We start from the raw sequence: 26605 nt of genomic DNA, 5'->3' as shown, positions 1-26605 counted from the left end.
CCAGGGTTCACAGCGGTGCTGTGAGTTCCAGATGGATGCCGTCCGGGTCGTCGAAGGACAGGATCGAGATCCCGAACTGCGGCATATCGATGATCTGTCCGTGCTCGATGCCCGCCTCCTCGAGCCGGGTGGCCGCGCGATGCAGCTCGTTCTTGGATTCGACCGAGAAGCTCAGGTGGTCCAGGCCGACCCGCTCGGAGTCGAAACGGTCCGGCGCCGGTGCGACCGGACGCAGCCCCAGCAGCATGCCGTTGGCCTGGAATACACAGCCGCCGTACAACCGGAACGGGTCCGCACGTACCTGCGGATCGTCCGGGCTGCCCGGCGACTCCGCGGCTACCTCGAACCCGAGGACATCACGATAGAAGGCGCGTGAGCGATCAATGTCGGTCACGGTCAGGCGGATGTGATGGGTGCCGGTGGTGGCCAGGACGGGCATGCGCACTCCAAGGGTGGTGGATGAACGGATGAACGGGCGGGGTGTTCGTGTGCTTGAAACCGTATGCCGCGCAAATTCAGGAAAGTAGTGTCGGATACGACACTTTCCGTACCATTTCCGACATGCGTGTAGCCATCTTCGTGACCGACGGCGTCGCGGACTTCGGGTTCACCGCCCTGCTGGAGACGTTCGGCATGGCGAATGCCCTGCGCTCGGAGCTGCCGGTGCCACCGGATTCGTGGCAAGTGCAGGTGGTCTCCCTGGGAGCCAGTGTGCGGTCGGGCCACGGCCATACCATCCCGACGGTGCGGCTCGACGACCTGGCCGGGGATCCCGACGTGATGGTGGTGCCCGCGGTCAACGTCCTCGACCTCGAGTCACTGATCGGCCTGGTATCCGGATCCGGTAATCAGGCTGTGCTGCAACGGATCAGGGATACGCGGGCGGCCGGCGCCCACCTCGCCGCCGCTTGTACGGGCACATTCTTCCTGGCCGAGGCCGGAGTGCTCGACGGTTCACCGGCCACGACCAGCTGGTGGCTGGGACCGGGCTTCCGGCGCCGGTACCCACAGGTCAGCCTGCAGGAGAATCTCACGTTGTGCCGCGGCCGGCACGTCACGACGGCGGGGGCGTCGCTGTCCCACCTCGACCTGGCGCTGTCACTGGTGGGGGCCAAGAGTCCGGCGCTCGCCGATTTGGCCGCCAGATACCTCGCCGCCGGAAACCGGAAGACCCAGGCCAACTTTTCCGTCTCCGAGGTCATCGCCCGCGACAACTCCCTCACCGCGGCCTTCGAGCGATGGGTCCGCGAACACATCTCGCAGCAGTTCCGCGTCTCCCAGGCCGCACACGAACTCGGCATCACCGAGCGAAGCCTGCAACGCGCCACCCAGAGCGAACTCGGCATGTCCCCCAAGGATTTCGCCGACGATATCCGCCTGGAACGGGCCGCGGAACTGCTCCGCACCACGGCGTTGACGGTGGATGCGATCGCCACCAGGGTCGGCTATCTCAACGCCGGCACGCTACGCAGCCTCGCCCGCCGACGAAGGGACATGTCGCTGGCCGAGCTGCGATCCGCGCGACTGACCTGGTGATGGCCGATCGGGCATCCGCCCCTTGTCGCGGGCATCGGTTCTCGCACTGTGCCGCGACCGGCCTCACCGCGGCCAATAGGTGTGCCAGTCCTCGGGGGCGAGCGGGAGGCGTTGTCCGCGAGCGTGTTCGGCGGCGTCCTCCGCGGTACGGATGGCGGCGGCGAAGGACATGGTGGCCTTGCGGAGGCGTTCCTCGGCGCTGTCCGAGGCGCCGAGATGGATCACCCGCAGGAGTTCCGGCACGAGATCGTCGGGCAGACCGGCCTTGGCGCTGCGGGAGCGGACCTTCTCGGCCAGGGCGAGGGCGGGTTGGGCCATGGCTATGCCGTCGAGGCAGGAGCGGCGGGACTTCTCCGCGGATTTCCTTTCCTCCCAAGCCTTTTCCTGGGCGGCGATCTTCTCCTCGACCGTGGCGCGCGGATCCATCGAGGCGTCGCGCAGGTGCGGGCTGCGGTGCACGAGCTTGGCGACCAGGGCAGCGGCTACGTCGTCGACGGTGAATTCGCCTGCGGCCTCGGCGATTCGGGAGTGGAACAGCACCTGCAGCAGCAGATCGCCGAGTTCCTCCTTGATGGTTCCGGTATCGCCCTGCTGGATGGCGTCGAGCAGCTCGTAGGTCTCCTCGAGCAGGTACGGGCGCAGCGAGTCGTGCGTCTGGGTGACCTCCCAGCCACCGAAACTCCACAGCCGGTCCATCACCTGCACAGCCTCGGTGAGGCCGTGCGCAATCTGGGCGGAATCGGCCGAGTGCGCCGGATCCGCCGCGCTGTCCGCATTCGGCCGAGTTTCGTCCGCGCGCCCCGGCACGCCGTCTCGGCGGGCCGCGGTCACCGGCCCCTCGTTGTCACGGCCCTGCGGGCAGTTGTCCAACACCGCGTCATCGCGCCGCCGACACCTCGGTCGCGACCCGCAGATCGACTGTGCCCTGGGGCTTTCCGTCCAGCGCGAGCAGCATGTCGGCGATGAACTGGAGCAACTGCACGTCGCGTACGCGGGCCGCGCCGACGCTGTCCTGCACGCGCGGCAGCGCCAACTGCACGATGCCGGTGGTCGGACGGTAGGTGGCGGTCGGGTAGAGGCGCTCGAGGCGCAGCTGCTTCGAATCGGCCAGCTGCATCGGCGAGATCTTGAGCGTCGTCCCGGTGACGCCGACCTCGGTGAGTCCGTACTCGCGGCACAGCAGCCGCAACTTGGCGACCGACACCAGCCTGCCGACCTCCACCGGCAACGGGCCGTACCGGTCGACGAGCTCCTCCACCACCGTGGCCAGCGCGGCATCGTCCTGAGCCGCGGCGAGCTTGCGATACGCCTCGAGCCGCAGCCGGTCGCTGGAGATGTAGTCGGGCGGGATGTGCGCGTCCACCGGAAGATCGATGCGCACCTCCTTGACCTCCTCGTCGGTGACGATCGGACGGCCGTCGGCGGCGGCGCGGTATGCCTCCACCGCCTCCCCGACCAGCCGCACGTACAGATCGAAGCCCACACCGGCGACATGTCCGGACTGTTCCGCGCCCAGAACGTTTCCGGCGCCGCGGATTTCGAGATCCTTCATCGCCACGGCCATACCCGCGCCCAGATCCGAATTCTGCGAGATGGTGGCCAGCCGGTCGTAGGCGGTCTCGGTGAGCGGCTTCTCCGGCGGATACAGGAAGTAGGCGTAACCGCGCTCGCGGCTGCGCCCGACCCGGCCGCGCAACTGATGCAGCTGCGAAAGTCCCAGCGCGTCAGCGCGTTCCACGATCAACGTATTGGCATTGGAGATGTCCAGGCCGGTCTCGATGATGGTGGTGCACACCAGCACGTCGGTCTCGCGCTCCCAGAAACCCTGGACGGTGCGCTCGAGCGTGTCCTCGTTCATCTGACCGTGCGCGATCGCCACCCGCGCCTCGGGCACCAGATCGCGAATTCGCTTGGCCGCCTTGTCGATCGAGGACACCCGGTTGTGCACGTAGAACACCTGCCCGTCACGCAGCAGCTCGCGGCGGATGGCGGCGGCGACCTGTTTGTCGTTGTATCCGCCGACGTAGGTCAGGATCGGATGGCGTTCCTCGGGCGGGGTCAGGATGGTCGACATCTCGCGGATGCCGGCCAGGCTCATCTCCAGGGTGCGCGGAATCGGCGTCGCGGACATGGTCAGCATGTCCACGTGCGTACGCAGCGCCTTGATGTGTTCCTTGTGCTCGACCCCGAAACGCTGCTCCTCGTCGATGATGACCAGGCCCAGATCCTTCCACCGCACGCCCGTCTGCAACAGGCGATGGGTGCCGACGACGATGTCGACCTCACCGGTTGTCATACCCTCCAGCACTTCTCGCGATTCGGCCGGATCGGTGAAGCGGGACAGGCCCTTCACCGTCACCGGGAATCCGGCGACGCGCTCGGCGAAGGTCTGCAGATGTTGCTGGGCCAGCAGCGTCGTCGGCACCAGCACCGCGACCTGCTTACCGTCCTGCACCGCCTTGAACGCCGCGCGCACCGCGATCTCGGTCTTGCCATAGCCGACGTCGCCGCAGATCACCCGGTCCATCGGGACCGCCTTCTCCATATCGGCCTTGACCTCGGCGATGGCGGTGAGCTGATCGTGCGTCTCGGTGAACGCGAACGCGTCCTCCATCTCCTGCTGCCACGGGCTGTCCGGGGCGAAGGCGTGTCCGGGGGCGGCCTGGCGGGCGGCGTACAGCTGCACGAGTTCGGTCGCGATCTCACGAACGGCCTTGCGCGCCTTGCGTTTCGTATTCGACCAGTCCGAACCGCCGAGTTTGGACAGGCTCGGCATCTCGCCGCCGACGTAGCGGGAGAGCTGATCGAGCGAATCCATCGGCACGAACAGCCGGTCGCCGGGCTGGCCGCGCTTACTGGGCGCGTACTCGATGACCAGGTATTCCCGGCGCGCGCCGCCGACCGTGCGCTCGATCATCTCCACGAAACGGCCGATGCCGTGCTGATCGTGCACGACCATATCGCCGGAGTTCAGCGCCAGCGGATCGACCTGGTTGCGCCGGCGCGCGGGCAGTTTCTTGCCCTCGCCGGGTGCGGTGACGCGATTGCCGGTCAGATCCGATTCGGCGATGACGACCAGTTTCGCGTCGTCGAAGACCACCCCGTCGTGCAACGAACCGCACAGCACACCGACCAGCCCGCGCACGGGTTCCGCACCGGGTTCGAGCGTCGCGGCGGGGACCTCGGCATCGGCGAGACGTTCCAGAACGCGTTGTGCCGTACCGTGTCCGGCGACCACGATGACCGCACGCCCGCCGGTGCTCACATGCGCGCGCAGCGAGGCGAAGACCGTGGCGACCAGTTCCTCCGAGCCGCGAGCGACCGGTGCGGCCAGGACGGGCAGCACGACCTCGGCCGGATCGCCGGAGGACAGCGGGCTCAGCGTCCACCAGGGCAGTTCGCGGGCGTCGGCGCCGGCGTGGATGACATCCAGATCGCGGTAGGCCGAGGCCGCCAGGTCCAGACCGTGCGCGCCGAGCGGGGCCGCGGCGCCGAACGAGGCCGCGGTCCAGGAAGCCTCCAGGAATTCCTGACCGGTGCGCACCAGATCGGCGGCGCGGGTGCGGATCTTCTCCGGATCACACAGCAGCACATGGGTTCCCGCGGGCACGACGTCGGTGAGCAGTTGCAGGCCGGGTCGATGGGGCATGAGCGGGGGGCCTACGTGGTTACGCTCCGCTGCCGCCTCCGGCCCTGACCCGCTCATGCCCGGCGGAAGCAGCACCGGCAGCAGCGCTTCCATCCCCTCGACCGCGATGCCCTGGGCGAGCTTGTCCAGCATCTCCACCAGCGCGGCGTCGGCGGCGTGGTCGGCGGCCACCTCGGCCGCGCGGGCGCGCAGATCCTCGGTGAGCAGCAACTCGCGACATGGTTGCGCCACAACGATTTCCACCGCGACATCGGTCAGCGAGCGCTGATCGGCGACCGAGAACGGCCGCAGCTCGCTGATCTCGTCGCCCCAGAACTCCACGCGCACAGGATGATCCGCGGTCGGCGGGAAGATGTCGAGAATGCCGCCGCGCACCGCGAATTCGCCGCGCTTACCGACCATGTCGACCCGCTCGTACGCGAATTCGACCAGCCGGGCGGCCAATTCGTCCAATTCGAATTCGGCCCCGACTCGCAGCACCACCGGTTCGATATCACCCAGGCCCGAGGCCATCGGCTGCATCAGCGACCGGACCGTCGTCACCACGATCCGCAGCGGCTCGACGTACGGGTCCTCCGGATGGGCCAGCCGGCGCAGCACCTGCAGGCGCCGCCCGACGGTGTCGGCACTGGGGGAGAGGCGCTCGTGCGGCAGGGTCTCCCAGGAGGGAAACAGCGCAACGCCGGTCCCGACGATCTCGGCCAGCTCCACCGTCAGATCGTCGGCCTCCCGCCCGGTGGCGGTCACCACCACCAACGGCCGCTCCCCGGCCAGCGTCGCAGCCACGAACGGCCGCACCGCCGAGGGCGCGATCAACTGCACCGGCGACTGCCCCACCAACCCTCTGACCTGGGCAAGCGCGGTATCGGCACCGGCCACCGCGGCCAGTCCCGCGAGAGATGGGCGTTGGGTGGACATGAACAGACTCCTGGCGCAAATGGGCATCAGACGGCGGCCAACCGAGTCTAGTCACCACCCCCGACAACCCCGAGCCCAGTCCCCGCGCGGTCGCGAGCGACCGCCTCCGTCAGCCGCCCGGCGTCGGCCGATCAGCGAAGCGGATACGCGGTCGCATGCCACGAGTCGAAGTCCGCGGCCGACACGAGCACCGCGTCCCCGCGCTCAGACCTGATGTACACCGGCACATGGTCGTCGTTGACCTGCCGGATCAACGAGAGAAGCTGTGCGCGAGCATCTCCGGCATCGATGACCATCCGAGATATCCCTCCGCTCGAAAGCATTCCCAATGTTCCCCCGTGCTGCCGAACCACCGTTGAAGCAGACAGGCCACCCCGGCAGTCAGCTGCACGATCACCTCTGTCGCAGAGCATATCCGCGAATCAGGCAGCCGGGCCGACCGTGGCCCGCGCGACCGTTCATCACCCCACGTCGATCGCGGTCAGCGGCGAAGCGCCTATGCGCGGCTGGAGTCGAAGCGAAAGGCGCAGCAACACCAACCCCAAAGGTTTTCGGCGCGGGCTCGTCGTTCAGCCCTCGAAGCGCATGGCCGAACGCCAAGGTCTCGACCACACAACGACGCCCTTCGCATCAAACCTGAAACCAGCCGAAGCGAAGCGAGGCGGTGACCAACGCGCCCAGCGGCGAAGCGCGTCTCGGTGCGCTGGGAGTCGCCCGCGAAGCGATAGGTTCAGCAACGCCAACCCAAAGGTTTCGGCGCGCCGAAAACCCCGCCGGAGCGAAGCGGAGGCAGATATTACGGCACGTAGCGGCGTAAACGCCGCGCGGCGAACTCGCGGAAATACGCGACCTTCTCCTCCGGGACGATCGAGGGCAGCAGGAAGTACCAGAGGCGTTCCATGCGGACGGCCATCTGGTCGATCGACTCGGTGCCGACGGCGGTGATGTGGACGCCCGCGGTCATCTCCTGCAGGAGCATGCCGATCGTGTCGGGATCCAGGTCGGGCTTCAGATCCCCCTGGGCGATGGCGCGTTCGGCGAGCAGGCGGTGGGTTTCGCCCCAGGTCTTGGCGATGTTGTCGCCGCTGGCCCCGCGGTAGTCGCCGATCTGGTGGGTCAGCTTGAGCATCGCGCCGACCATCGGGTCGTTCATGGTGAGATCGGCTACCACGTAGGTGATTCCGATGGATGCCTCGAGTGCGGGCACCCGCGGGTCGAAGAATCCCTGACACGCGCTGACCAACCGCTCGTTACCCTGGTCCACCACGGCGCGAGCCAGCTCCTCCTTGGAGCCGAAGTGAAAGTACAACGCGCCCTTGGTGACATTGGACTGCGCGATGATCTCGCTCAGGCTCGCGTTCGCGTAGCCCAGGCGCAGAAAGACATCGGCCGCGCCCGCAAGGACGGAATCGCGCGTGATCTCCGCGCGCGCTTGCCTAGCCATCAGATCCGCCTGTCCTCAATCCAGCCATCCCGAAGTAGACCGACATCCCGAAGTTGACCGACATCACAGCTCGAACAGCACTTGAAGGATGGGTGAACCGTACCATCCGACCGGCCCTCGCCAGTGGAATCGAGCATTCAGACCGGCCTCCGTCGCTAATTTTGGGTTAACTGTCCAGTTCCTCCCCCGATTACGTCCCGTCCGATGCGCGACGCGGCTCAGGGTGTTGCGCCGCCGGAGGATTCGGGGATACCGCTCGGCCATTCCGACGCCAGCTGCGGATCGGCCTCGAGATGGGTCAGCCCGTTCCAGCAGAGATTGACCAGATGCGCGGCGACCACTTCCTTCGAGGGTTCGCGCTCGTCCAGCCACCACGTCGCGGCGGTGGCGACCATACCGACAAGCGCCTGCGCGTACAGCGTGGCCAGGCTCGTGTCGAAACCGCGTCGGCCGAAATCGCCCGCGAGAATATGCGCGACCTGATTGACCGCCTCGTTCAGCAGGCTCGAATAGGTGCCCTCGGCCGCAGCGGCGGGTTGATCGCGCATCAGAATGCGGAATCCGTCGCTGCGTTCCTCGATATAGGTCAGCAACGCCAGTGCCACCTGTTCCAGGCGGACCCGGGAACGGTTCTGGGTCAGCGAGGAGGTGATCATCAGCAGCAGCGAGGACATCTCCCGGTCCACGACGACCGCGTACAGCCCTTCTTTACCGCCGAAATGTTCGTAGACAACGGGTTTGGACACCTGAGCCCGCTGCGCGATCTCCTCGATCGAAGTGGCGTCGTAACCGCGTTCGGCGAACAGTGATCGCCCGATTTCGATCAACTGTTGCCGCCGCTGGGTTCCGGTCATGCGCGCCCGCCCCGTCCGGTTGGAATCACCCGAGGTCATACCCCACCGCCTCCCTGCGCATCCGTCCAACTTGCCTGGACAACTCTTGCAGACCGCCCCGCAGCTCTTTCGCATACCCTCTCGCCCCCACTGTCCCGCACCACATCCCCTCCCCCGATTCCCAGTGCGAATTCCCATTCCCACCCCTCCCGCAACGCCCCGGCCACCCGAGAACCGCCAGTAACTCAGCGCCACACCCCATAACCGGCAACCCACCCCACCCAGTCCCCGGATCGAACCCACTCCCCGCCCCCGACCGCCGCCCGGCAACGCAAATCACACGGCGCCAACCGACCCGATCCCCCGCAACGACTGATTTCGCACTCACATTGGTAACTCCCCGGGTACGCCCAGAACTCGCCCCCGCTCCCAGCCGCCGGCCCGACGCCCAAGCCTCCACCCACCCGACGACCCGCCGAAGTCCCGGGGAGGCGGGGGAGCGAGGCGGTACAGAGTGGCGGATGGGGGGTCTCGCATGCGAGGATCTACGCGCATGCCGTGGCGCAGCGGCGGGTTCGTGGATCCGCCGGTGTGGCAATCCGCCGTAGTGTAATGGCAGCACCACTGATTTTGGTTCAGTTAGTCCAGGTTCGAGTCCTGGCGGCGGAGCTCGGGAGCGCGGTGACTATGGTGGTCCGCGCCCGACACATCACGACGACATCCGATACTGACGACGACACCCGACGACGCCAGCCGAGGGAGATCCATGCCACAGCAGACCGCCGTCGTCGTTCTCGCTGCCGGAGCCGGAACTCGAATGCGGTCCAAGACACCCAAGGTGCTGCACTCGATGGCCGGACGCAGCATGCTCGCCCACGCGCTGCATGCCGCCGACGAGATCGACCCGACCTACCTCGTCGCCGTCATCGGCCACGATCGCGAACAGGTCGGCGCCGCGGTGAATGCCGTTGCGGCGGAACTGAATCGGGAAATCGTCCCGGCCATCCAGGAGCAGCAGCTGGGCACCGGGCACGCCGTGCAGTGCGCACTGGAGACGCTGCCGGAGGACTTCACCGGCGATCTGCTCGTCACCTCGGCCGACGTGCCGCTGCTGGACGGGCACACCCTCTCGGCGCTGCTCGACGAACATCGCAGCTACACCGAACGCTCCGCGGTCACCGTGCTGACCTTCGAGCCGGAGGACCCGAACGGATACGGCCGCATCGTCCGCGACGGGAAGGGCAGGGTGCTCGAAATCGTCGAGCATGCCGACGCCACCCCGGAACAGGCCGCGATCAACGAGGTCAACTCGGGTGTGTACGTCTTCGACGCCACCGTGCTCCGGGTGATGATCGGCCGGCTCACCACCGCCAACGCCCAGCACGAGCTGTATCTGACCGATGTGCTCAAGCTCGCCCGCGAGGCCGGGCATCCGGTGCACGGCGCTCGGCTGATCGATGCGAACAAGGTGACCGGGGTCAACGACCGGGTGCAAATGGCCGCGGCCGCCCGAACCCTGAACCGCTACATCCTCGAACGGCATATGCGCGCCGGTGTCACCGTCATCGATCCGGCCACCACCTGGGTCGATGCCAGCGTGCGGATCGGCCGCGACGCGGTGCTGCGGCCCGGGGTGCAGCTGATGGGCAACACGGTCGTCGGCGAGGACGCCGAGGTCGGCCCGGACAGCACGCTCACCGATGTGATCGTCGGCGACGGCGCGCGGGTGGTGCGCACGCACGCCGAAGGGGCGACCATCGGTCCCGCGGCCACCATCGGCCCGTTCGCCTATCTGCGGCCCGGCACCATCGTCGGGATCTCCGGCAAGCTCGGAGCATTCGTGGAGACCAAGAACGCCTCGATCGGCGCGTACAGCAAGGTGCCGCATCTGACCTACGTCGGCGACGCGACCATCGGCGAGTACAGCAACATCGGCGCGTCCAGCGTGTTCGTCAACTACGACGGGGTCAACAAGCATCACACCACCATCGGCTCACACGTCCGGACCGGCAGTGACACCATGTTCATCGCCCCGGTCACGGTGGGTGACGGGGCCTATTCGGCGGCGGGTACTGTGCTGCGTAGAAACGTTCCGCCCGGCGCTCTGGCCGTGTCTGGCGGTGCGCAGCGCAATATCGAGGGCTGGGTGCAGCGGAAACGTCCAGGGACCGCATCAGCACAGGCCGCGGCCGAGGCGATCGAGGCCGCAGACACAGCGAGTCAAGCAACCGAGCAAAAGGATGGCAACAGAGAGTGACCGCGTTCTCGACCGATAACCAGAAGAACCTGATGCTGTTCTCGGGGCGCGCTCACCCCGAATTGGCCGAGCAGGTTGCGAAGGAACTGGACGTCTCCATCACCCCGCAAACGGCTCGCGACTTCGCCAACGGCGAGATCTTCGTCCGGTTCGAGGAATCCGTGCGCGGCTCGGACGCCTTTGTGCTGCAAAGCTTTCCGGCCCCTCTGAACGAGTGGCTGATGGAACACCTGATCATGATCGACGCGCTCAAGCGCGGGTCGGCCAAGCGGATCACCTCGGTGCTGCCGTTCTACCCGTACGCGCGCCAGGACAAGAAGCACCGCGGCCGCGAGCCCATCTCCGCGCGCCTGGTCGCCGATATGCTCAAGACCGCCGGTGCGGACCGCATCATCACCGTCGATCTGCACACCGATCAGATCCAGGGCTTCTTCGACGGCCCGGTGGACCACATGCACGCGCTGGTCCAGTTGTCGGAGTACGTGCGCACCCACTACTCCACCGAGAACGTCACCGTCGTCTCCCCCGACGCGGGCCGGGTCAAGGTCGCCGAGAAGTGGGCCGACTCGCTCAGCGGCGCGCCAGTGGCGTTCATCCACAAGACGCGCGATCCGCTGGTTCCCAACCAGGTGAAATCGCACCGGCCGGTGGGTGAGGTCGAGGGACGCACCTGCATCCTGATCGACGACATGATCGACACCGGCGGCACCATCGCCGAGGCCGTGCGGGTGCTCCGCGAGGCCGGTGCGGGCGACGTGGTCATCGCCGCCACACATGGCGTGCTGTCGCATCCGGCCGCCGAGCGGCTGTCCTCCTGCGGCGCCAAGGAGGTGATCGTCACCAATACGCTGCCGATCACCGAGGACAAGAAGTTCCCGTCGCTGACGGTGCTGTCGATCGCGCCGTTGCTGGCTCGGACCATTCGTGAGGTTTTCGAGAACGGCTCTGTCACGGGCCTGTTCAACGGGAACGCCTGAGCTGGATTTTCGGCCTCCGCTTCGCTCCGGCGGGGTTTTCGGCGCTTCAAGGCTCGTCGTTCAGCCCTCGGGACTCGGCCTTCGGCCATGCGCTTCGAAGGCCGAAGGCCGAGCCCGCGCCGAAAACCTTGGAGTCGGCGTCGCTGAACCTATCGCTCAGCGGGCCACTCCCAGCCCGACAGAGACGCTTCGCCGCTGAGCATTAGGCCCCACGTTTCCGGGGGCTCACCTGTGGCATCGCGGGACATTGACGTACTCGATGTGTCGGCCAGGGTATCGGCTCGCTTCTCTGGCCGGTGAACAGCTTCGGCCGCAGAAAGCGTCATGGGGCCGGGTGGTCTCACCCGTAACGGCTCGTCTGACGCGTGAGGTCGTATTGCGCGTGTTGAGCCTGCTTGTTGTTCGGTGTGGGTGCTGTCTCGACATTCTATCCGGGGGCGATCGGCGGTAGCGTTGGGCTATCAGCCATGGTGGCTTGCGGTGGAGAGGCGGTGTGCCCATGACCACGGCATCGGGACCGGATCAGGAGCGGGATGCACTGGTCGACGAGGTGCTGGATATCGACGAGGACGAGGTGGACCTCGATTACGACCTGGGGGATGACGAGCAGGCCGACGAGGTGCGCGAGTACCAGCGATACATCGCCGACCCACCGAGCAATCTGATCATCGACTATCACGAGGACGGGGGGCGGCAGGGGATCGCCCGGGATCTCGATCAGTCCTGGACCCGGCGGCGGCACCGGGACGAGGAGCGTGCCGAGGACGACCGGCCGGCCGAACTCGCGGCGATGGAAGTGGTCGACGAGCCGGGCGACTGAACCGGTCGCCGCGCGCGCAGCGCGCTGTCGTGGTAACCACTACGTACAGACGATCACCGATAGCGAGGGGATGCGGCGTGGGAACGGAATCCGACAATCCCGACGCCAGCTGGCAGTACCCGGGCGGCCACCGGCCCGAGCGTCCCGGCTCCCCCGACGACGACGCGACCGGCACCTGGAAACGCCCCGGCCCGGATCCCGTTCCGCCGCACTGTGTTCGATCCGCGTCGCCGCTGCACCCGGTCGCCGGGCTGTTCTCCGCGATCGCCTTCGTCTGCGCCGGGCTCACCCTGCTGTCCTGCCTCTGGCTGCTCGGTCCGATCGGCGCGATCCTGGGCGCGGTGGGGCATGTGCGCGGCGAACGTCTCGGGAAATGGGCCAGTCTGGCCTCGATCCTGGCCACGGTGGTGAGCCTGGCCGTGTACCACTTCGCCCCGCGGGATCTGACCCTCGACGGGTCGCGCTAAGTTGACACCATGAGCCGATTCATCGGGTTCCCGCTGGCCGGACTCGACTTCTACGAGGATCTGGAAGCCGATAATTCGAAGGCGTTCTGGACCGCGCACAAGCACATCTACGATTCCGCGGTCCGCGAGCCGATGACGGCGCTGGTAGCCGAACTGGAAAAGGATTTCGGCCCGGCCAAGATCTTCCGCCCTTACCGCGACGTGCGCTTCTCGAAGGACAAGACGCCCTACAAGAACCATCAGGGCGCGGTCGCGCACGTCGCCCCGGGCGCGGGCTGGTACGTACAGATCGGCGCCCCCGGACTTTTCGTCGCGGGCGGCCTGTATTCCGCATCCCCGGAACAACTTTCGCGCCTGCGTAGCACCATCGACGACGAGGTTCGCGGACCGGAACTCGAGGGCATCCTCGCCGCGCTGACCGCCGCCGGATACACCGTGGGCGGCGACCGCCTCAAAACCCGGCCCAAGGGCTATCCGCCCGACCATCCCCGAATCGACCTGCTGCGACACAAATCTCTCGTGGTCAGCCGCGAGTTCGGCGCGCCCTCCTGGCTGGAAACGCCACGGGCCGCAAAATATATCCGCGGTTCCTGGGAGACGATGCGCCCGATCGTGGAATGGCTTGCGGCCGTGGTCGGTTGAGCGTGCGAAATCACGCCCGGGTGCGTTGCGCGGAACGCCGGACACCCAGGCCCAGACGCTTCAGCGCGTAGGAATCCAGTTCGCTGAGCATCCCGTTCAGGATCAGCGTCATCACGACCAGAATGATCAGCCCGGCGAACTCCCCGGCGGCGTCCAGCGCCATCGCGGAATTGAACAGTTCGTGGCCCACGCCCTTGGACGAGGCGATGAACTCCCCGCCGATGACGCCGAGAATGGCCAGCGGGCCACCCGCTTTGAGCGCGGCGAAGAACGGCGCGGCGAGCGTCGGAATCGTCACGTAGAACAGGACGTGATGTCTGCGCCCGCCCATCATCTGAATGCCCTGTACGAGTTCATGATCGGTCTGCCGCAACCCCAGATAGAGGTTGTAGAACATCACGAAGGCCACCCCCATGGCGGCGATCGTGATCTTCGACCAGGCGCCGATTCCGAAGAACAGCATGAACAGCGGGGCGAGAGCGATCTTGGGAATGCCGTTGATCGCCGCCATCAGCGGTTCGAAAACCCGGCCGGCCGTCTTGAACGAGCCGAGCACCAAACCCAGCACCGTGCCGAGTGCGATTCCGAGACCGAAACCCACCACCACCTCGACGGTGGTCGCCCAGATATCGATCCATCCCTTCGCGGAGATCAGCAGATTCCACAGCGATACCGCCACCTCGGTCGGCCGGCTGATCGCGTAATCCGGAATCAGCCTCCCGCTCACCAATTGCCAGACCGCCAGGAATGCGGCGATCACCACGATGCGCATGGCCACGACCATGCCGTTGCTCCACCCCGCGCCCTTCGGCCGCTTGCGCGCCGGTGCGACGGTTTCTGCTTTTCTCGTCTTCGGTTCGATACTCTCCGCGGTTACCATTTCGGTTCCTTCCGGGTCCACCCTGAACGTCATTGCGGCAGATATTCATTTGTCCAGTTGGAATGGGTGATCTTCGTTCCCTTGGGAAGCGCACCCTCGGCATTGAGGAATGCCATGGTGGTTTTCCATCCGGAATCGTTCATGGTGTTGCTCTCGGGCCAATCGACCTGCCTCAGACTGCGCAGCAACACCGCGTCCGGGACCCCGGTCAATACCTTCTTCGCCACGCCCAGCGACTCGTTCTCGTGCGCATGCATGTACTGCGTGGCCTGTTGGATGGCGCCGACGAACCTGCGCACGATGTCGGTGTGCGACTGGACGTAGCTCTGCCGGGCCACCACGATCTGGCCGTATCCGGTCTTCGGAATCGACCACGCCGGAACGGTTTCCGGACTCGCGACGACCACACCGTCACCGGCCGCCTGGACCGCCAGCGGAATCGGCTCCGAGGTGACGAACCAGTCGATCTGGTTGTTGTTCAGCGCGGCCTTGTCCGCGGCCGGACTCGGCAACATCACGTAGCGTGCGCTGGACGGCTGAACACCATAGGCGCGCATGAAGATTCCGGCCTGCCCCTTGGTCGTGGCCGAACTCGCCCCGCCGGTCGAACCGATCAGCGCCTTGGCCACCGTCGCGGGCGGAGTCCGCTCGGTCAACCCGTGCGCCTGGGCGAACTTCTTGCTGACGATCAGGCCGATCGGGTTGCCCACCGCATTCATCGACACCCCGACCTCGGGGATCTTGCGGCCGACTGCGGTCAGGAAGTCGGTCGGGCTGTCGTTGTAGAACTGCACCGAATCCGATTCCAGCGCCGCCGCGCCGATCGAGGCCGTCAACGTCACGAACTGGACGTTCAGGCCGGCGGCGCGGAAGTAGCCGTTGGCATCGGCCACATGCAGCTGCGTGTCGAAGATACTTCCGCCGACGCCGACCGATATCGTTGTGCGCCCGTCGGAATCGTCACCGCACGCGGTCACCAGCGCCGCGCCGAGAACCACAATCACCGCGAGCGCACCGAGCCGGATGCGCCGCGCCACTGTCGAATCACGCATCACACTCAGCCACCGAGGCGCGCGGGCGGCACTGCGAGAGCGTCGCACGACTGTGCCACCAGCTCGTCGAAATCGACGGCCCGGGGCAGGACCTGCTGTTCGAGCGCGAAGGCGGCGGCTTCGGTGATCGGGCCGCGCAGGGCTTCGAAGCCCGCCGAATCGCGTTGCGCCGCACCGGATTCCGCACTTTCGGCCACGACGTCGCGCATCGCGTCGTAGACGGCGCAGATGGTCTCGGAATTCGCCCGCGCCGCCGCGACACTGACGCCCATGACATGGTTGACCGGGGCGAAGCCCTTACTCGCCGACCACCGCGCGGCGACGTCGAGCGCGTCGGGAACGGCCGTGCGGATGCGATCGTCGGAGGGCAGTTCGTTGCCCATGATGCCGAAATCGAGCCGGCCGTCCAGGAAATCGCGCTGCAATTTCTCGCCCGCCGGCGCGCGGCTGACCCATTCGGGATCGGTGTATTCGTCGACGTGCCCGCCCTCGTACACGATCCAGTTCACCTTGCGCAGGTCCACGCCGTACTGCTGGGACAGGAATCCACGCATCCACACGCCGGTGGTCTGACTCCAGGACCGGATGCCGACACTGCGGCCCTCGACATCCTCGACCGACAGATCCGCGCACGTCACGAGGGTCTGGTGCTGGAACCGGGTGAGGGTGGTGATCGGCAGCAGCACCACCGGTTTGCGGTAGGCCACCGCCTGCAACAACGTCACGATCGCCAGTTCACAGATCTCCGGCGAGCCGCCGTTCAGGAAACCGCGCGACGCCTTGTGCACCGGTTTCACATCGAGCCTTTCCAGCGGGTTCCCGGCCCGGGCGGCCGCCTTCTCCGCCGCGGCCGCGAGATCGTCACGACCAGTTACCAGTTTCATCGTTCCTCCACGTCGATAAGCATTCGAATTCGGTTCTCACTCGTGCGGGTCATGGCGGTGCGAACCATGACTGTGCGGTTCATGGCCGTCCGGCCCGTGATGGTGTCGCTCGTGGTGCTGGCGCAACAGGTCGACGCCGTAGTCGTTGCCGTTGGGTGTGCGGACGATGGTGTGGATGTGGCGTCGGCTCGGCACGTCGTTGTTGAACATCACCCCGGCCATATGCTCGAATTCGACGAGTATCACCGGACTGTGGATGCGGTAGTAGAAGACCCCGTCGGCATCGCCGGCCCAGGCGAAATGGGTGTCGGATTCGTGCGCCACGACCTCGTCCATGCGCACCGCGGCGTGCCCGTCGTTGGCGCGATTGACGTACAGCCCCAACAGGTCTCGCGCGATCGCATGCTGCTCGGCGGTCAGCTCGCCGAACGGGATGCCCGCGTAGTTCAGCTCGAAATTGTCCCGGAAGGCACCGACGAACAATTCCGGAGGCAACTCGTCCGCGATCGTCGCCAGCTTGCGCTGCGGATCGCTCAGGCTGGCGAACAGGTTCCGGCCCACGGCCTCCTCGCGTCCGAAAGCCCTTGTGCCCGCGTACTTCCCGGATTCGGCGAGCACCGGTTCGGCGCCCAGGAAACTCGGGGTGAGCACCATCTGGTCGCCCACGAATACGCAGTTGACGTTGACGTGGTGGCCGTCGAGCTGCCAGCCCCAGGGGCCGCCGGTCTCCGGTTCCCCGTAGACGCTGAACCAGTACATCCACTCGTGCAGCAGATCGACCTCGTCGCGCAGTTCGCCGATCGTGAGGTTGAGGTGCATCAGATCGATGACCTGCGAATACCCGGCCGCGCTGAGGCTGCGGCGCAGGATCTCCAACACCAGGTCGCGGGTGGTCTCGTCGAGATCCTCGAGACACAGCCCGTGGCGCAGGAAATAGCGTGCGCCGTTGTTCCAGTGCCGCCAGGACACATCGCCCATCGCGAAGCGGCCCTCGGCCAGCTGCGCGGGGGTGAGTGCGGCGAGATAGTTCTCGGCGGCACGCCGCATCCCGCTGACGTCGACGCCCGTGCCGCGCACCGGGAACAAACCGGGCACAACGCCGTCCGAGGTGCTCAGGCCGCGGAATGGCTCGGCGGCCGCGCGCTTGCGCCACTCGACCTTCGCCAGCAGCTCCGGAGTCCACACCTGCGGCCGCCGGGTGGGCGCGGAGCCCCGCTTACGCAGTCCCATTGATACTTCTCCTTCGCGGTCCGCGCTCGGCGCTGCCGGACCTGGCTTACTCATACGGAGGCGTCGGCGGTGTCCAGTTCCGCCTTGAACAGGCTCCACAGATCGTTGTAGAGCTCGGCGAATTCACTCGTCTCGATCAGCGAGCCGATGTGCCGGGGACGTTCGAACGGAATCGGCAGGACCCGGCGAACCGTCCCCGGCCCCCGGGACATCACGATGACCTCGTCGGCGAGGTAGATCGCCTCGTTGAGGTCGTGGGTGACGAACACGAGTGTGCCGTTCTGCTCCTCCCACAGATCGAGCAGATCCTGCTGGAGTTTGAGCCGGGTGATCGCGTCCAGCGGCCCGAACGGCTCGTCCATCAGCACGATCGACGGGTCGTAGATCAACGCCCGCGCGATCGAGACGCGCTTCTGCATTCCGCCGGACAACTCCCGCGGGTAGTGATTCTCGAATCCGGTGAGCCCGACGAGTTCCACCCAGCGGGCGATCCGGTCCTCGCGTTCGTCCTTCGGGACGTTGCGGAATTTCAGCGCCAGCCCGATATTGGCCCGCACGCTGAGCCAGGGCAGCAGATTGGCCCGCTGGGTCACGTACGCGGCCGTGGAATTGACGGTGGTGACGGGTTCGCCGTCGAAGTAGACCCGTCCCTGCGAGGGCCTGAGCAGCCCCGAGGCGAGGTCCAGCACGGTGCTCTTGCCGCATCCGCTCGGCCCGATCACGGCGATGAACTTCCGCCGGGCGACCTGGAACGACACATCACGAATGGCGGGTCGATGACTTCCCGGGAATTCCAGTGTGACGTCCTCGAAGCGGAGCACTTCCGCAACCGGATCGCGCTGACTGGTCGACATCGTTGTCTCCTTGACGTGCACGCGGGTACTGGGATCCCGCAGCCTCGTATCTGGCGTCGAGTGCACTGTCCGGCAGGACGTTTCGGGCACTGCCCGCGATGACGTCCCACACGGTCACTCATAGATTGTCTAACAATTTGTGACTAGAAACTAGCACGGCGAGATCTGCACCACAAGCATCGCAAGGTCATAGCTGATGACATCTGCGGATTTCGCAACACAGCCCCTTGCGCAACAAAGTGTTGTATGACAATCTGCATGTGACCTGCGACATACCGGCACCCGCGCCCGCGACGTGCGGATGCCGGGTCAGCGGCGGCGGCGCAACTCGATGCCACCCCATCCACCTCCGGCGGGCTCGATCACCGAGCCGACCGTCTCGACCGGCGACCGGATCGTCCGATCACCGCCCTCGAAGCTGATCTCGCGTATCGCAGGTAACCGAGAAGAAAGTGACAATGATGAGGAAAATAGCCGCAGCATCGGTGCTGCTCGCCGCCGCACTGAGCATCCCCGCCGGTACCGCGAACGCGGCCCCGGCCACCCCGGGCGACGGCGCGGTCGACTTCCGGACCAGCACCACGAACACCTCCAGCATCATCAGAACCGACGCCGGTTCGATGGACGTCGAGAACGGCGTCTTCGAGATCAAGGCGGCGAACGGAAAGGTGCTGGCCGGAACGCCGCTGAAGTTCCGGGTCGATGACTTCGAGTTCCCGATCGCGGCGAACATCGCCGACCACACCGCGACGCTCACCCCGCAGCTCGACATGGCGCACGCGGTCTACAAGCCGGTCGCGTTGCCATACCAGGACAGCGCACCGTGGAAGACCCCGTACGACCGCGAGCAGGCGGCCTGGAACCGGATGAAGGACACCATCACCACCGGCGCCACCATCGGCACCCTGGTCGGCGGGCTCAGCGGTGGCGCGGTCGGTTGCGTGCTCGGCGGCATCGCGGGCGCGACCGTCGCCTCGGCGACCATCGTGGGTCTGTTCGGCGCGTTCATTCCGGCCGCCGTGATCGGATGCATGGGCGGCATCATCGCCGTCGGCGCGCTGGGCACCCTCGCGGGCCAGCTGCTGGTGACCGCCCCGACCGTGATCGCGGCCGTGGCGCAGTACTTCACCACGATCAACGAACCGTTCCACCCGTCGAAGTAGATCGGTTGCCGCGGAGCATATTTCGCTGACCCACCGGCGACGGCCCGCCCGGTTCCACACCGGGCGGGTCTCGCCGTTGCCGGCGCCCGACGCATCGCGACACCCGCAACCGCCCGTCCGCGGGTGGATCCCCCGACCCGACGATCGAGGAGAACCCTTGGCGCACAACACCATTGATCGAACCGCAGGCCTGCGCCGCGGGGTGACCACAGCGTTGCACGGGCGGGAGTGGGCTTCGGTCGCCACGATGGCCGCCGTGATCCTCGCACTGCACCTGGCGGGATGGCTGACGCTGACCACCCTGGTCGCTCCCCGGCATTTCGGCATGGGCACCAAGACATTCGGCATGGGCATCGGTGTCACCGCGTACACCCTGGGAATGCGGCACGCCTTCGACGCGGACCACATCTCCGCCATCGACAACACGACCCGCAAACTGATGAACGACCGGCAACGCCCCCTGTCGGTCGGATTCTATTTCGCCCTGGGCCATTCGACGATCGTGTTCACGCTGGCATTGCTGCTCTCGCTCGGCGTGCGCTCCCTCGCCGGTCCCCTGGAGAACGACTCCTCGGCACTGCATCACTACACCGGGCTGATCGGCGCCGGCGTGTCCGGGACGTTCCTGTACCTGATCGCCGGAGTCAACATCATCGCCCTGATCGGCATCCTGCGGGTCTTCCGGGATATGCGCGCCGGGAGCTACGACGAACAGCGACTCGAAAACCTTTTGGCCGAACGGGGATTCATGAACCGGGTGCTGGGCAGGTTGACGAAGTCGATCGGCAAGCCCTGGCAGATGTATCCGGTCGGAGTGCTGTTCGGGCTGGGCTTCGACACCGCCACCGAGGTCGCGTTGCTCGTACTCGCGGGCACCAGCGCCGCGGCAGGCCTGCCGTGGTACGCGATCCTCTGTCTACCGATACTCTTCGCCGCCGGGATGACGCTGTTCGACACCATCGACGGCTCGTTCATGAACTTCGCCTACGGCTGGGCCTTCGCCGAACCGGTCCGCAAGGTCTACTACAACCTCACCGTCACCGGTCTGTCGGTCGTGGTCGCGCTGCTCATCGGCAGTGTCGAACTGCTCGGCCTGCTCGCCCGGCAGTTCGGCTGGACCGGCGGCTTCTGGGGCTGGATCGGCGGCCTGGACCTGAACCTGCTGGGCTACGCCATCGCCGGCCTGTTCGTCCTGACCTGGGTGGCCGCCGTGCTGATCTGGCGCTTCGCCGGAATCGAGCGGAAGTGGTCCGCCGCAACGGATTACGCCGCATCGCCGGACTGACGCCGAGCTAGCAGCTGTCGGCGTGCGGGGAATCGTCCGGCATCGTGAAATTCAGCTGCAGCGCCCGCCGGACCGCCGACAGATGATGCCGCATGGCCGCCGCGGCCGCCTCCGGATTGTGCGTGACGATCGAGGCGAGGATCGCCTCGTGCTCCTTGACCGAATCGAGCCGCGGATTCGTGCGGTCCGCATTGCTGTACTGGCGCAGGACGAGCGGATACAGCAGGCTGTCCACGAATCTGGTGAGGGTGGACTGCCGCGCCGCCTGCCGGATCTGTTCGTGGAACCGGTGATTGAGCCGCACGTATTCGTCACGCCCGCCGGGCTTCTGGTGATCCCACATGCGCCGGCAGGTTTCGGTCATCGCGGCGATGTCCGCGTCGGTCGCGCGTTCGGCGGCCTTGGCCGCGAGCGCGGCTTCGAGCACCGCGCGCGTCTCCAGGATCTCGACGGCCTCGTCCACCGTGAACGAGCGGGTCCGGGCGCCGCGATTCACCTCGGTGCTGACGTACCCCTCCTGCGCGAGCCGCGCGATCACCGACCGGACCGTACCGCGCGAAACCCCCAGCTGCGTGGTGAGTTCGGATTCGGTGAGGCGGGAGTCCGGGGCGTAGTGACCGGACAGGATCAGCGTGCGCAGATCCTGATACGCCTGCGCGGTCCGGTTGGCGACCGAATCCGCGCCGACCTCGTTACCCAGAGACACCACCATGGCGCACTACCTCCCCGCGACCCGAGAACAGCGCACACAATGCCGTGTTGTTCAACAACACTGGAGCGTTGCTCTATGATTGCTTGATCATCATCCAGCCCGCATCAGAACGGCTGGATACTTGTGTTCAGTATTGTTGCACAATGTGACGGTCGTTCGCGAACGCAACAGGCGGTCGGGCGCCCGGTGTCCCGGGCGCCCGACCGCCTGCGTGCGCTTATTTCTTCGCCAGGGCCAGCGCCTCGGTGCGCAGTGACAGGTCGGTGTAGCTGCCGTACTCGAGCAACTTCTTCTGAGTGCCGCTGGCGATGTTCTGTTGCTGGATGAATTCCGCCTTCTTCTCGGGGAATTCGAGTGTCGGCGAATAGCACGCGTTCTGGTTGATGAACTGCCATTCCAGTTCACCCTCGGCCGCCGAGCCCCCGGCGCCCACGTACGCCCGCACATACGGGTCCTTGGATTCGGGAGTCCCCAGGTAACCGAACAACTGCGCGTACGCGGCCAGCACCTTCACCAGTGCAGCGCGTTTCCTGGAGATCGCCTGCGTCGAAGCCACCGCCGCGTTGTTCATCCACAGCGGAAGTTCCTCGTTCACCGTGGCGATCATCCGGGTGTTCTTCTTCTCCGCGAGCGCCTTGTTGCCGACCTGCCCGTATCCGCAGTCGACCTGCCCGGCCAGGGCCGCCTTCAGCGAATCCGCGCTGCTGCCGACATTGCGGAAGGTGGCACTGTCCTTGGGGATCCCGTACTTGGCCAGCAGCGCGGCGAATACGGCGTACAGCTCCGACCCGACCGCGCCCACGCCCAGCGTCTTGCCGCCGAGATCGCGGGCGGAGGTGATCTTCGGATCGGCGCTGAACAGGGCGCTGGTGGACACGACCTGCGTGCCGCCGACGACCTTCAGGCGCATTCCCTTCTCGATCCCGGGCAGGATGCCGATCAGCCCGCTGGTCATGGTCAGGTCCGAGGATCCCGACGCGACCGCGGCGAGAACCTGGTTGCCGGAGCTGACGTTGGAGATCTTCGTCTTGACCCCGAGCTTGTCGAAATACTTTCCGTCGCTGAGCAATTGGTTCAGCGCGACGGCCGCGGTGGCGGAGGTGTTGATGATCGCGATGGTGTTGGGATCACTGCCGCACCCCGCCAGGAGCCCCGCCGCGCCCAGCCCGGCGGCCAGACCGAGAAAGCCGCGCCGCGACAGACGTCCGGCCGAACGCTGGACATGCGTCGTTGCATGATTCATTACTGTCTCCGAGTCCAGGTGAGAAGGGGGCGGCAGCTAGCCGGCGAGTCCGGGATAGATCCGGGTCGCCGTGCCGCCGAGAATGTCGGCGCGCTGTTCGGGGGCGAGTTCGGCGAGAGCGTTCTCGACGAAGGCGCGCAATTCCGGGAGCGCCCCCTCGGACGCGGGGAAGTTGGAACCCCAGGCGATTCGATCGGAGCCGAATCCCTCGACCAGCCGGGCGATCAACTTGGCCGGGTCACCGTCCGGTTCGGCCGCAGCCCGGCGGATCGTGATCGGGGTGATCTTCAGGAAGACGTTCGCGAACGCGGTGAGCTCGAACAACTCGCCGAGCCCCGAATACGGCGGGCCACCGGCCAGATTCGGCCGAGCGCCGTGATCGAGCGCGACGACCAGCCCGGGATGGCGGCGCAGGACCGACGCCAGAACCGGCGCGTGCTCGGAGTGCATCTGGATGCAGACCGGAATCCGGTCCGCCGCCAGACGCGCCCAGGCCGGCTCCAGCCGAGGATCGTCCAGGCTCGCCGCATTGGCGACCGCCGTCGTGCCATCCGCCGCCCGCACGCGCACCCCGGCGAATCCACGATCGCCGATCCACTGGTCGATCCGCTCCAGGGCATCGTCGGCGACCAGGTCGATCGAGCAGACGCCGATCAGCCGATCATGGTGCGCGCCAAGGGAATCGGCGACGTAGCTGTTGTCGAATCCGTACATCGTCGCCGCCTGCACCACGGCCGCCCGCTCGATCCCCGCCTCGTCCAGCGACCGCAACAACTGGTCGAGCGAAGCGGGCCGCTGCGAGGACCAGGTGGATCGGTTGCCGCCGAGCGGGCGGGCCGGATAACGCTCGGTGTCCGGCGAAATGATGTGCGTGTGCAGATCGAAGAGTGTCATCGTCGTCCTTACCTCGTTCAGTCGCGCCACGGCGCGGCGATCTTCTCCAGCCAGCGAGCCACACCGGTCAGCGCGACACCGATCAGCATCAGGGTCAGCACCGGGACCAGCATGGAATCGGTCTGATAGGCCGCGCCGTAGGTCTGGATCCGCCCGCCGAGTCCGGAGATGCCGGTGAAGAATTCGGCGGCGACCGTACCGATCAGCGCACGGCCGATCGAGATGCGCAGGCCGGTCATGATGAACGGCACCGCACTCGGCAGGATGATCTTGCGGAATACCTGGCCCTCCGAGGCCATGTACGCCCGGCTGACGTCGAGCACGTGCTGATCCACCTCGTGCACGCCCGCGGCGGTGTTGAACAGCATGGAGAACACGGTCAGCATGAACACCGTGATCACCTTGGATTCGACCCCGAGGCCGAACCACACGATCACCAGCGGGATGATCGCCAGCAGCGGTGTCGCGTTGAGCGCGCTCATGATCCACTCCACCGAGGACGCGACCAGCGCGTACCGTCCGATCAGCAGACCGCCCACGACACCGACGACTACCCCCAGCACCAGCCCCATGGCCAGGATCTGGAAACTCTGCCCGATGGCGGTGAACAGCGTGCCGGAGGTGATCTGCTCCCAGGCCGCCGCGGCGACGGCCGTCGGGTAGGAGGTGAACAACGGGTTGCTCTGCCCGACGATCTGCCAGCTGACGAGCAGTACCGCGGCCACGGCCAGCCGCAGCGCCCACACCAGGCCCAGGCGGCGCAGGCGGGCCCGGCGCTGCTGCTGGGCCCACTCGCGCTCCTCCGCGGTCGGCTGGTCCGGCCGATCGGAGCCCGGTGCCTCCGCGGATCCGCGAACCAAGTTCTGAATCGTCGTCATCGGTCGCCTCCCGCTCGGATTTCGTGGGCTACGGTGTCGCGCGCGGCCAGGAACGCCGGATCGGACTTCACCTCGTCGACCGAGCCGCGCGGGCCGGGCAGTTGCACGTCGATGATCTTGTGCACGCGTCCCGGATGCGGTAGCAGCACCAGGATCCGGTTGCTGAGGTAGACCGCCTCGTCCAGGTCGTGCGTGACGAACATGATCGTCTTGCGGGTGGTGGCCTGCAGTTGCAGGAGTTCGGCCTGCAATCCCTCGCGGGTCTGGGCGTCCAGAGCCGAGAACGGCTCGTCCATCAGCAGGATCTGCGGATCCACCGCCAGCGCCCGGGCGAGTCCCACGCGCTGCTGCATACCGCCCGAGAGCTGCTTGGGGTAGTACCGCTCGTAATCCTTCAGGCCGACGAGTTCGAGGGCCTCGCGCGATCGCGCCAGGCTCACCTCCTTCGCGGTCTTCTTGAGCTCCAGACCGAACTGCACGTTCCGCAGCGTGGTGCGCCACGGCAGCAGCGAGGCCTGCTGGAAGACGATGGCCCGGTCGTGGCCGGGTCCGCTGACGTCCCGGCCGTCGACCCGGACCGCTCCGGAGTCGGGTTCGAGCAGTCCGCCGATGATGCGCAGCAAGGTGGTCTTACCGCATCCGCTCAGGCCGACGACCGAGACGATCTCCCCCTCGTTCATCTCGAACGAGATGTTCTTCAGGACCTGGACGAATTTCGCGCGCTTGCGGTCGGCCATCGAGCGGAAACTGCGCGATACGCCCTCGACCGCCAGCTTGGCCGGTTGCACCGCCGTCCGCGGCGCCGTCGCGGCCGTCATCGCTCGCCCAGGTAACGGTCGTAGTCCGCGAACAGTTCGTCCACGCTCGGCTTGCGGTCGATCAGATGTTGTTGTGCCGCATAGTCGATGGCCAGTCGCAGCGATTCGCGGATGCTCTCGGTGCGGCCGTGGCCGAATCCGCGCGGGCCCGGCTCGGCCTTCGCGGTCCACGCGTCGATCTGCGCGGCGAAGGCCTCGTAGACGCCGCGCACCGCTTCGGGGTCCGCGCGCAGCACGTCGGTGCGCACGGTCAGCAGATGATTGATCGGCACCGTCGCGTGCCGCTCGTACCAGGCGTTCTCGACCTCGCGATAGTTCTCGATCAGCGGTTCGAGCGGGGCGCCGGCGGGCACCGCCTTCGGGCCCATCACGACCGCGGCGATATCACCGGAACGGGCGAGGTCGATCAGCGATCCGGAGGTTCGTTCGACATTCCCCGGCTCGACGTATTCGGCGACGTGCGGTCCCTCGGTGGTGACCCAGGTGATGTCGTCGGGGTCGACCCCGTAGTCCTCGGCGAGTGCTCCGCGCACCCACATCCCGGTGGTCTGGGTATAGGCCCGGACCCCGACGCGCTTGCCCGCCAGATCTTTCGGATTCTCGACCGGACCGCCGACCAGCCGGCAGATCGACCGGTGATGGAAGTTGCCGTGCAGGGACAACGGCAGCAGGCTGAGTTCCTTACCGGCCTCGCGGGCCTGGAGATAGGTGGCCAGCGCCAGTTCGGAGAAGTCGAACTTCAGCTCTCGCACCATCGGGGCGAACGCCCGGTGGATCGGTTCGATCTCCGCGAATTCGACCCGGCAATCGCGCGGTGCACGCTCGCCGGACTTCACCGGCGTCGTGTACGGGTAGTCGCGAACCGCCGCTGTGTAGGTCTTCACTGTCCACCAGCCTCCCAATGCATTTCGCGCGTGGCCCGGCCGTCGTCCGCGATCGCGCCGAACGGGGTGGCCGCTCGCGGCGTGACGTTTTCGATGCGAATTCGAGGGCGGGCGAGGTCGAACCATCGCTCTCAACGCAGATTGTCTAACAAGATGTGAGATCAAGCTAACATCGTTGTGGCATCACGGCAAGTATCTTGCCCAATCTAACGAGCCACTGCTAACGTGCCATGGAAAGTTGTTAAACAATCCAGGCGGTTCAATCCAGGCGATTGGGACAGCTTT

General features: G+C 66.5%; 25 protein-coding genes and 1 tRNA gene. 9 read left to right on the top strand and 17 right to left on the bottom strand.

Annotated features, from left to right (window positions below; all coding sequences use genetic code 11):
* Positions 1–7: 7 nt before the first annotated feature.
* Positions 8–439 (bottom strand): VOC family protein, encoded by a 432-nt coding sequence (locus AC5WS7_RS28085; RefSeq protein WP_495957594.1) that lies wholly within the window; start codon positions 437–439, stop codon positions 8–10.
* Positions 440–561: 122 nt separating this feature from the next.
* Between AC5WS7_RS28085 and AC5WS7_RS28080 the strand changes: the two genes are divergently transcribed.
* Positions 562–1536, top strand: a complete 975-nt coding sequence (locus AC5WS7_RS28080; RefSeq protein ID WP_495957593.1) for a GlxA family transcriptional regulator — start codon at positions 562–564, stop codon at positions 1534–1536.
* 63 nt (positions 1537–1599) lie between these two features.
* Here AC5WS7_RS28080 and AC5WS7_RS28075 read toward each other — a convergent pair whose 3' ends face one another.
* The 5 genes from AC5WS7_RS28075 to AC5WS7_RS28055 all read right to left on the bottom strand — a co-directional run bounded on the left by AC5WS7_RS28075 (position 1600) and on the right by AC5WS7_RS28055 (position 8401).
* Positions 1600–2232, bottom strand: a complete 633-nt coding sequence (locus tag AC5WS7_RS28075; protein WP_495957763.1) for a nucleoside triphosphate pyrophosphohydrolase — start codon at positions 2230–2232, stop codon at positions 1600–1602.
* Between the two features lie 181 nt (positions 2233–2413).
* Positions 2414–6103, bottom strand: coding sequence for a transcription-repair coupling factor (mfd, locus tag AC5WS7_RS28070; protein ID WP_495957592.1), 3690 nt, complete (start codon positions 6101–6103; stop codon positions 2414–2416).
* Between the two features lie 131 nt (positions 6104–6234).
* Complete coding sequence (locus AC5WS7_RS28065; protein ID WP_495957591.1) at positions 6235–6399, bottom strand: type II toxin-antitoxin system Phd/YefM family antitoxin; 165 nt, start codon at positions 6397–6399, stop codon at positions 6235–6237.
* Between the two features lie 500 nt (positions 6400–6899).
* Positions 6900–7547 (bottom strand): TetR family transcriptional regulator, encoded by a 648-nt coding sequence (locus AC5WS7_RS28060; RefSeq protein WP_495957590.1) that lies wholly within the window; start codon positions 7545–7547, stop codon positions 6900–6902.
* A gap of 218 nt (positions 7548–7765) precedes the next feature.
* Positions 7766–8401 carry a TetR/AcrR family transcriptional regulator gene (locus AC5WS7_RS28055; RefSeq protein WP_495957762.1) on the bottom strand — a complete coding sequence of 212 codons (636 nt, stop codon included), beginning with the start codon at positions 8399–8401 and terminating at the stop codon, positions 7766–7768.
* Positions 8402–8978: 577 nt separating this feature from the next.
* On the opposite strand from AC5WS7_RS28055, the gene AC5WS7_RS28050 reads away from it, so the two are divergent.
* The 6 genes from AC5WS7_RS28050 (at position 8979) to AC5WS7_RS28025 (ending at position 13543) form a co-directional block, all read left to right on the top strand.
* A tRNA-Gln gene (locus AC5WS7_RS28050) sits at positions 8979–9049 on the top strand.
* A gap of 97 nt (positions 9050–9146) precedes the next feature.
* Positions 9147–10637, top strand: a complete 1491-nt coding sequence (gene glmU / locus AC5WS7_RS28045) for a bifunctional UDP-N-acetylglucosamine diphosphorylase/glucosamine-1-phosphate N-acetyltransferase GlmU (RefSeq protein ID WP_495957589.1) — start codon at positions 9147–9149, stop codon at positions 10635–10637.
* The gene (locus tag AC5WS7_RS28040) at positions 10634–11614 is read left to right on the top strand and encodes a ribose-phosphate diphosphokinase (protein ID WP_067892778.1); all 981 of its coding nucleotides are present in this window, start codon (positions 10634–10636) and stop codon (positions 11612–11614) included. Before glmU ends, AC5WS7_RS28040 begins: the two co-directional genes overlap by 4 nt.
* A gap of 499 nt (positions 11615–12113) precedes the next feature.
* On the top strand, positions 12114–12434 hold the full coding sequence (locus tag AC5WS7_RS28035) for a hypothetical protein (RefSeq protein ID WP_495957588.1): 321 nt from the start codon (positions 12114–12116) through the stop codon (positions 12432–12434).
* 77 nt (positions 12435–12511) lie between these two features.
* The gene (locus AC5WS7_RS28030; RefSeq protein ID WP_495957587.1) at positions 12512–12901 is read left to right on the top strand and encodes a hypothetical protein; all 390 of its coding nucleotides are present in this window, start codon (positions 12512–12514) and stop codon (positions 12899–12901) included.
* A gap of 9 nt (positions 12902–12910) precedes the next feature.
* The gene (locus AC5WS7_RS28025; protein WP_495957586.1) at positions 12911–13543 is read left to right on the top strand and encodes a DUF2461 domain-containing protein; all 633 of its coding nucleotides are present in this window, start codon (positions 12911–12913) and stop codon (positions 13541–13543) included.
* A 10-nt stretch (positions 13544–13553) separates the two neighbouring features.
* On the opposite strand, the gene AC5WS7_RS28020 is transcribed toward AC5WS7_RS28025, so the two are convergent.
* Genes AC5WS7_RS28020 through AC5WS7_RS28000 form a run of 5 tightly spaced genes read right to left on the bottom strand, consistent with a single transcriptional unit; the run spans position 13554 to position 18443 of the window.
* Positions 13554–14423, bottom strand: a complete 870-nt coding sequence (locus AC5WS7_RS28020) for an ABC transporter permease (RefSeq protein ID WP_495957585.1) — start codon at positions 14421–14423, stop codon at positions 13554–13556.
* 29 nt (positions 14424–14452) lie between these two features.
* On the bottom strand, positions 14453–15475 hold the full coding sequence (locus tag AC5WS7_RS28015) for an ABC transporter substrate-binding protein (RefSeq protein ID WP_495957584.1): 1023 nt from the start codon (positions 15473–15475) through the stop codon (positions 14453–14455).
* A 5-nt stretch (positions 15476–15480) separates the two neighbouring features.
* A complete protein-coding gene (locus AC5WS7_RS28010) occupies positions 15481–16359 on the bottom strand; it encodes a hypothetical protein (protein WP_495957583.1) in 879 nt (292 codons plus the stop codon).
* 36 nt (positions 16360–16395) lie between these two features.
* Entirely contained in the window at positions 16396–17589 is a 1194-nt protein-coding gene (locus AC5WS7_RS28005; protein ID WP_495957582.1) for a DUF3500 domain-containing protein, read from the bottom strand.
* A gap of 50 nt (positions 17590–17639) precedes the next feature.
* Positions 17640–18443, bottom strand: a complete 804-nt coding sequence (locus AC5WS7_RS28000; protein ID WP_495957581.1) for an ABC transporter ATP-binding protein — start codon at positions 18441–18443, stop codon at positions 17640–17642.
* 461 nt (positions 18444–18904) lie between these two features.
* On the opposite strand from AC5WS7_RS28000, the gene AC5WS7_RS27995 reads away from it, so the two are divergent.
* On the top strand, positions 18905–19606 hold the full coding sequence (locus tag AC5WS7_RS27995; protein ID WP_495957761.1) for a DUF8020 domain-containing protein: 702 nt from the start codon (positions 18905–18907) through the stop codon (positions 19604–19606).
* A gap of 157 nt (positions 19607–19763) precedes the next feature.
* The gene (nicT, locus tag AC5WS7_RS27990) at positions 19764–20891 is read left to right on the top strand and encodes a Nickel transporter NicT (RefSeq protein WP_495957580.1); all 1128 of its coding nucleotides are present in this window, start codon (positions 19764–19766) and stop codon (positions 20889–20891) included.
* A 7-nt stretch (positions 20892–20898) separates the two neighbouring features.
* Here the strand turns inward: nicT and AC5WS7_RS27985 are convergent, their stop codons facing one another.
* The 6 genes from AC5WS7_RS27985 to AC5WS7_RS27960 form a co-directional block, all read right to left on the bottom strand.
* Positions 20899–21603: a GntR family transcriptional regulator gene (locus AC5WS7_RS27985; protein WP_495957579.1), complete on the bottom strand. Its 705-nt coding sequence runs from the start codon at positions 21601–21603 to the stop codon at positions 20899–20901.
* A 217-nt stretch (positions 21604–21820) separates the two neighbouring features.
* Positions 21821–22846: an ABC transporter substrate-binding protein gene (locus tag AC5WS7_RS27980; protein ID WP_495957578.1), complete on the bottom strand. Its 1026-nt coding sequence runs from the start codon at positions 22844–22846 to the stop codon at positions 21821–21823.
* A gap of 36 nt (positions 22847–22882) precedes the next feature.
* Complete coding sequence (locus tag AC5WS7_RS27975) at positions 22883–23740, bottom strand: amidohydrolase family protein (protein ID WP_495957577.1); 858 nt, start codon at positions 23738–23740, stop codon at positions 22883–22885.
* Between the two features lie 17 nt (positions 23741–23757).
* Positions 23758–24618 (bottom strand): ABC transporter permease, encoded by an 861-nt coding sequence (locus AC5WS7_RS27970; RefSeq protein ID WP_495957576.1) that lies wholly within the window; start codon positions 24616–24618, stop codon positions 23758–23760.
* Positions 24615–25436 carry an ABC transporter ATP-binding protein gene (locus AC5WS7_RS27965; protein WP_495957575.1) on the bottom strand — a complete coding sequence of 274 codons (822 nt, stop codon included), beginning with the start codon at positions 25434–25436 and terminating at the stop codon, positions 24615–24617. The genes AC5WS7_RS27970 and AC5WS7_RS27965 overlap by 4 nt, the downstream gene beginning before the upstream one ends.
* Positions 25433–26320, bottom strand: a complete 888-nt coding sequence (locus AC5WS7_RS27960; RefSeq protein ID WP_495957574.1) for an ABC transporter substrate-binding protein — start codon at positions 26318–26320, stop codon at positions 25433–25435. The genes AC5WS7_RS27965 and AC5WS7_RS27960 overlap by 4 nt, the downstream gene beginning before the upstream one ends.
* Positions 26321–26605 lie beyond the last annotated feature (285 nt).

Source organism: Nocardia sp. PLKS1-43 (assembly GCF_059510335.1).
The sequence above is the reverse complement of the archived record's forward strand: the minus strand, read 5'-3'. Positions and strand labels throughout refer to the sequence as shown.

Excerpts from the sequence above, each read along its gene's own strand:
- AC5WS7_RS28065 (WP_495957591.1), bottom strand. The coding sequence starts at position 6,399 with ATGGTCATCGATGCCGGAGATGCTCGCGCACAGCTTCTCTCGTTGATC.
- AC5WS7_RS27980 (WP_495957578.1), bottom strand. The coding sequence starts at position 22,846 with ATGAATCATGCAACGACGCATGTCCAGCGTTCGGCCGGACGTCTGTCG.
- AC5WS7_RS28005 (WP_495957582.1), bottom strand. The coding sequence starts at position 17,589 with ATGGGACTGCGTAAGCGGGGCTCCGCGCCCACCCGGCGGCCGCAGGTG.
- AC5WS7_RS28000 (WP_495957581.1), bottom strand. The coding sequence starts at position 18,443 with ATGTCGACCAGTCAGCGCGATCCGGTTGCGGAAGTGCTCCGCTTCGAG.
- AC5WS7_RS28080 (WP_495957593.1), top strand. The coding sequence starts at position 562 with ATGCGTGTAGCCATCTTCGTGACCGACGGCGTCGCGGACTTCGGGTTC.
- AC5WS7_RS28085 (WP_495957594.1), bottom strand. The coding sequence starts at position 439 with ATGCCCGTCCTGGCCACCACCGGCACCCATCACATCCGCCTGACCGTG.
- AC5WS7_RS28015 (WP_495957584.1), bottom strand. The coding sequence starts at position 15,475 with ATGCGTGATTCGACAGTGGCGCGGCGCATCCGGCTCGGTGCGCTCGCG.
- AC5WS7_RS28020 (WP_495957585.1), bottom strand. The coding sequence starts at position 14,423 with ATGGTAACCGCGGAGAGTATCGAACCGAAGACGAGAAAAGCAGAAACC.
- AC5WS7_RS27970 (WP_495957576.1), bottom strand. The coding sequence starts at position 24,618 with ATGACGACGATTCAGAACTTGGTTCGCGGATCCGCGGAGGCACCGGGC.
- AC5WS7_RS28055 (WP_495957762.1), bottom strand. The coding sequence starts at position 8,401 with ATGACCGGAACCCAGCGGCGGCAACAGTTGATCGAAATCGGGCGATCA.
- AC5WS7_RS28075 (WP_495957763.1), bottom strand. The coding sequence starts at position 2,232 with ATGGACCGGCTGTGGAGTTTCGGTGGCTGGGAGGTCACCCAGACGCAC.
- AC5WS7_RS28010 (WP_495957583.1), bottom strand. The coding sequence starts at position 16,359 with ATGAAACTGGTAACTGGTCGTGACGATCTCGCGGCCGCGGCGGAGAAG.
- glmU (WP_495957589.1), top strand. The coding sequence starts at position 9,147 with ATGCCACAGCAGACCGCCGTCGTCGTTCTCGCTGCCGGAGCCGGAACT.
- AC5WS7_RS28025 (WP_495957586.1), top strand. The coding sequence starts at position 12,911 with ATGAGCCGATTCATCGGGTTCCCGCTGGCCGGACTCGACTTCTACGAG.
- mfd (WP_495957592.1), bottom strand. The coding sequence starts at position 6,103 with ATGTCCACCCAACGCCCATCTCTCGCGGGACTGGCCGCGGTGGCCGGT.
- AC5WS7_RS27985 (WP_495957579.1), bottom strand. The coding sequence starts at position 21,603 with ATGGTGGTGTCTCTGGGTAACGAGGTCGGCGCGGATTCGGTCGCCAAC.
- AC5WS7_RS27995 (WP_495957761.1), top strand. The coding sequence starts at position 18,905 with ATGAGGAAAATAGCCGCAGCATCGGTGCTGCTCGCCGCCGCACTGAGC.
- AC5WS7_RS27975 (WP_495957577.1), bottom strand. The coding sequence starts at position 23,740 with ATGACACTCTTCGATCTGCACACGCACATCATTTCGCCGGACACCGAG.
- AC5WS7_RS28060 (WP_495957590.1), bottom strand. The coding sequence starts at position 7,547 with ATGGCTAGGCAAGCGCGCGCGGAGATCACGCGCGATTCCGTCCTTGCG.
- AC5WS7_RS28035 (WP_495957588.1), top strand. The coding sequence starts at position 12,114 with ATGACCACGGCATCGGGACCGGATCAGGAGCGGGATGCACTGGTCGAC.
- AC5WS7_RS27965 (WP_495957575.1), bottom strand. The coding sequence starts at position 25,436 with ATGACGGCCGCGACGGCGCCGCGGACGGCGGTGCAACCGGCCAAGCTG.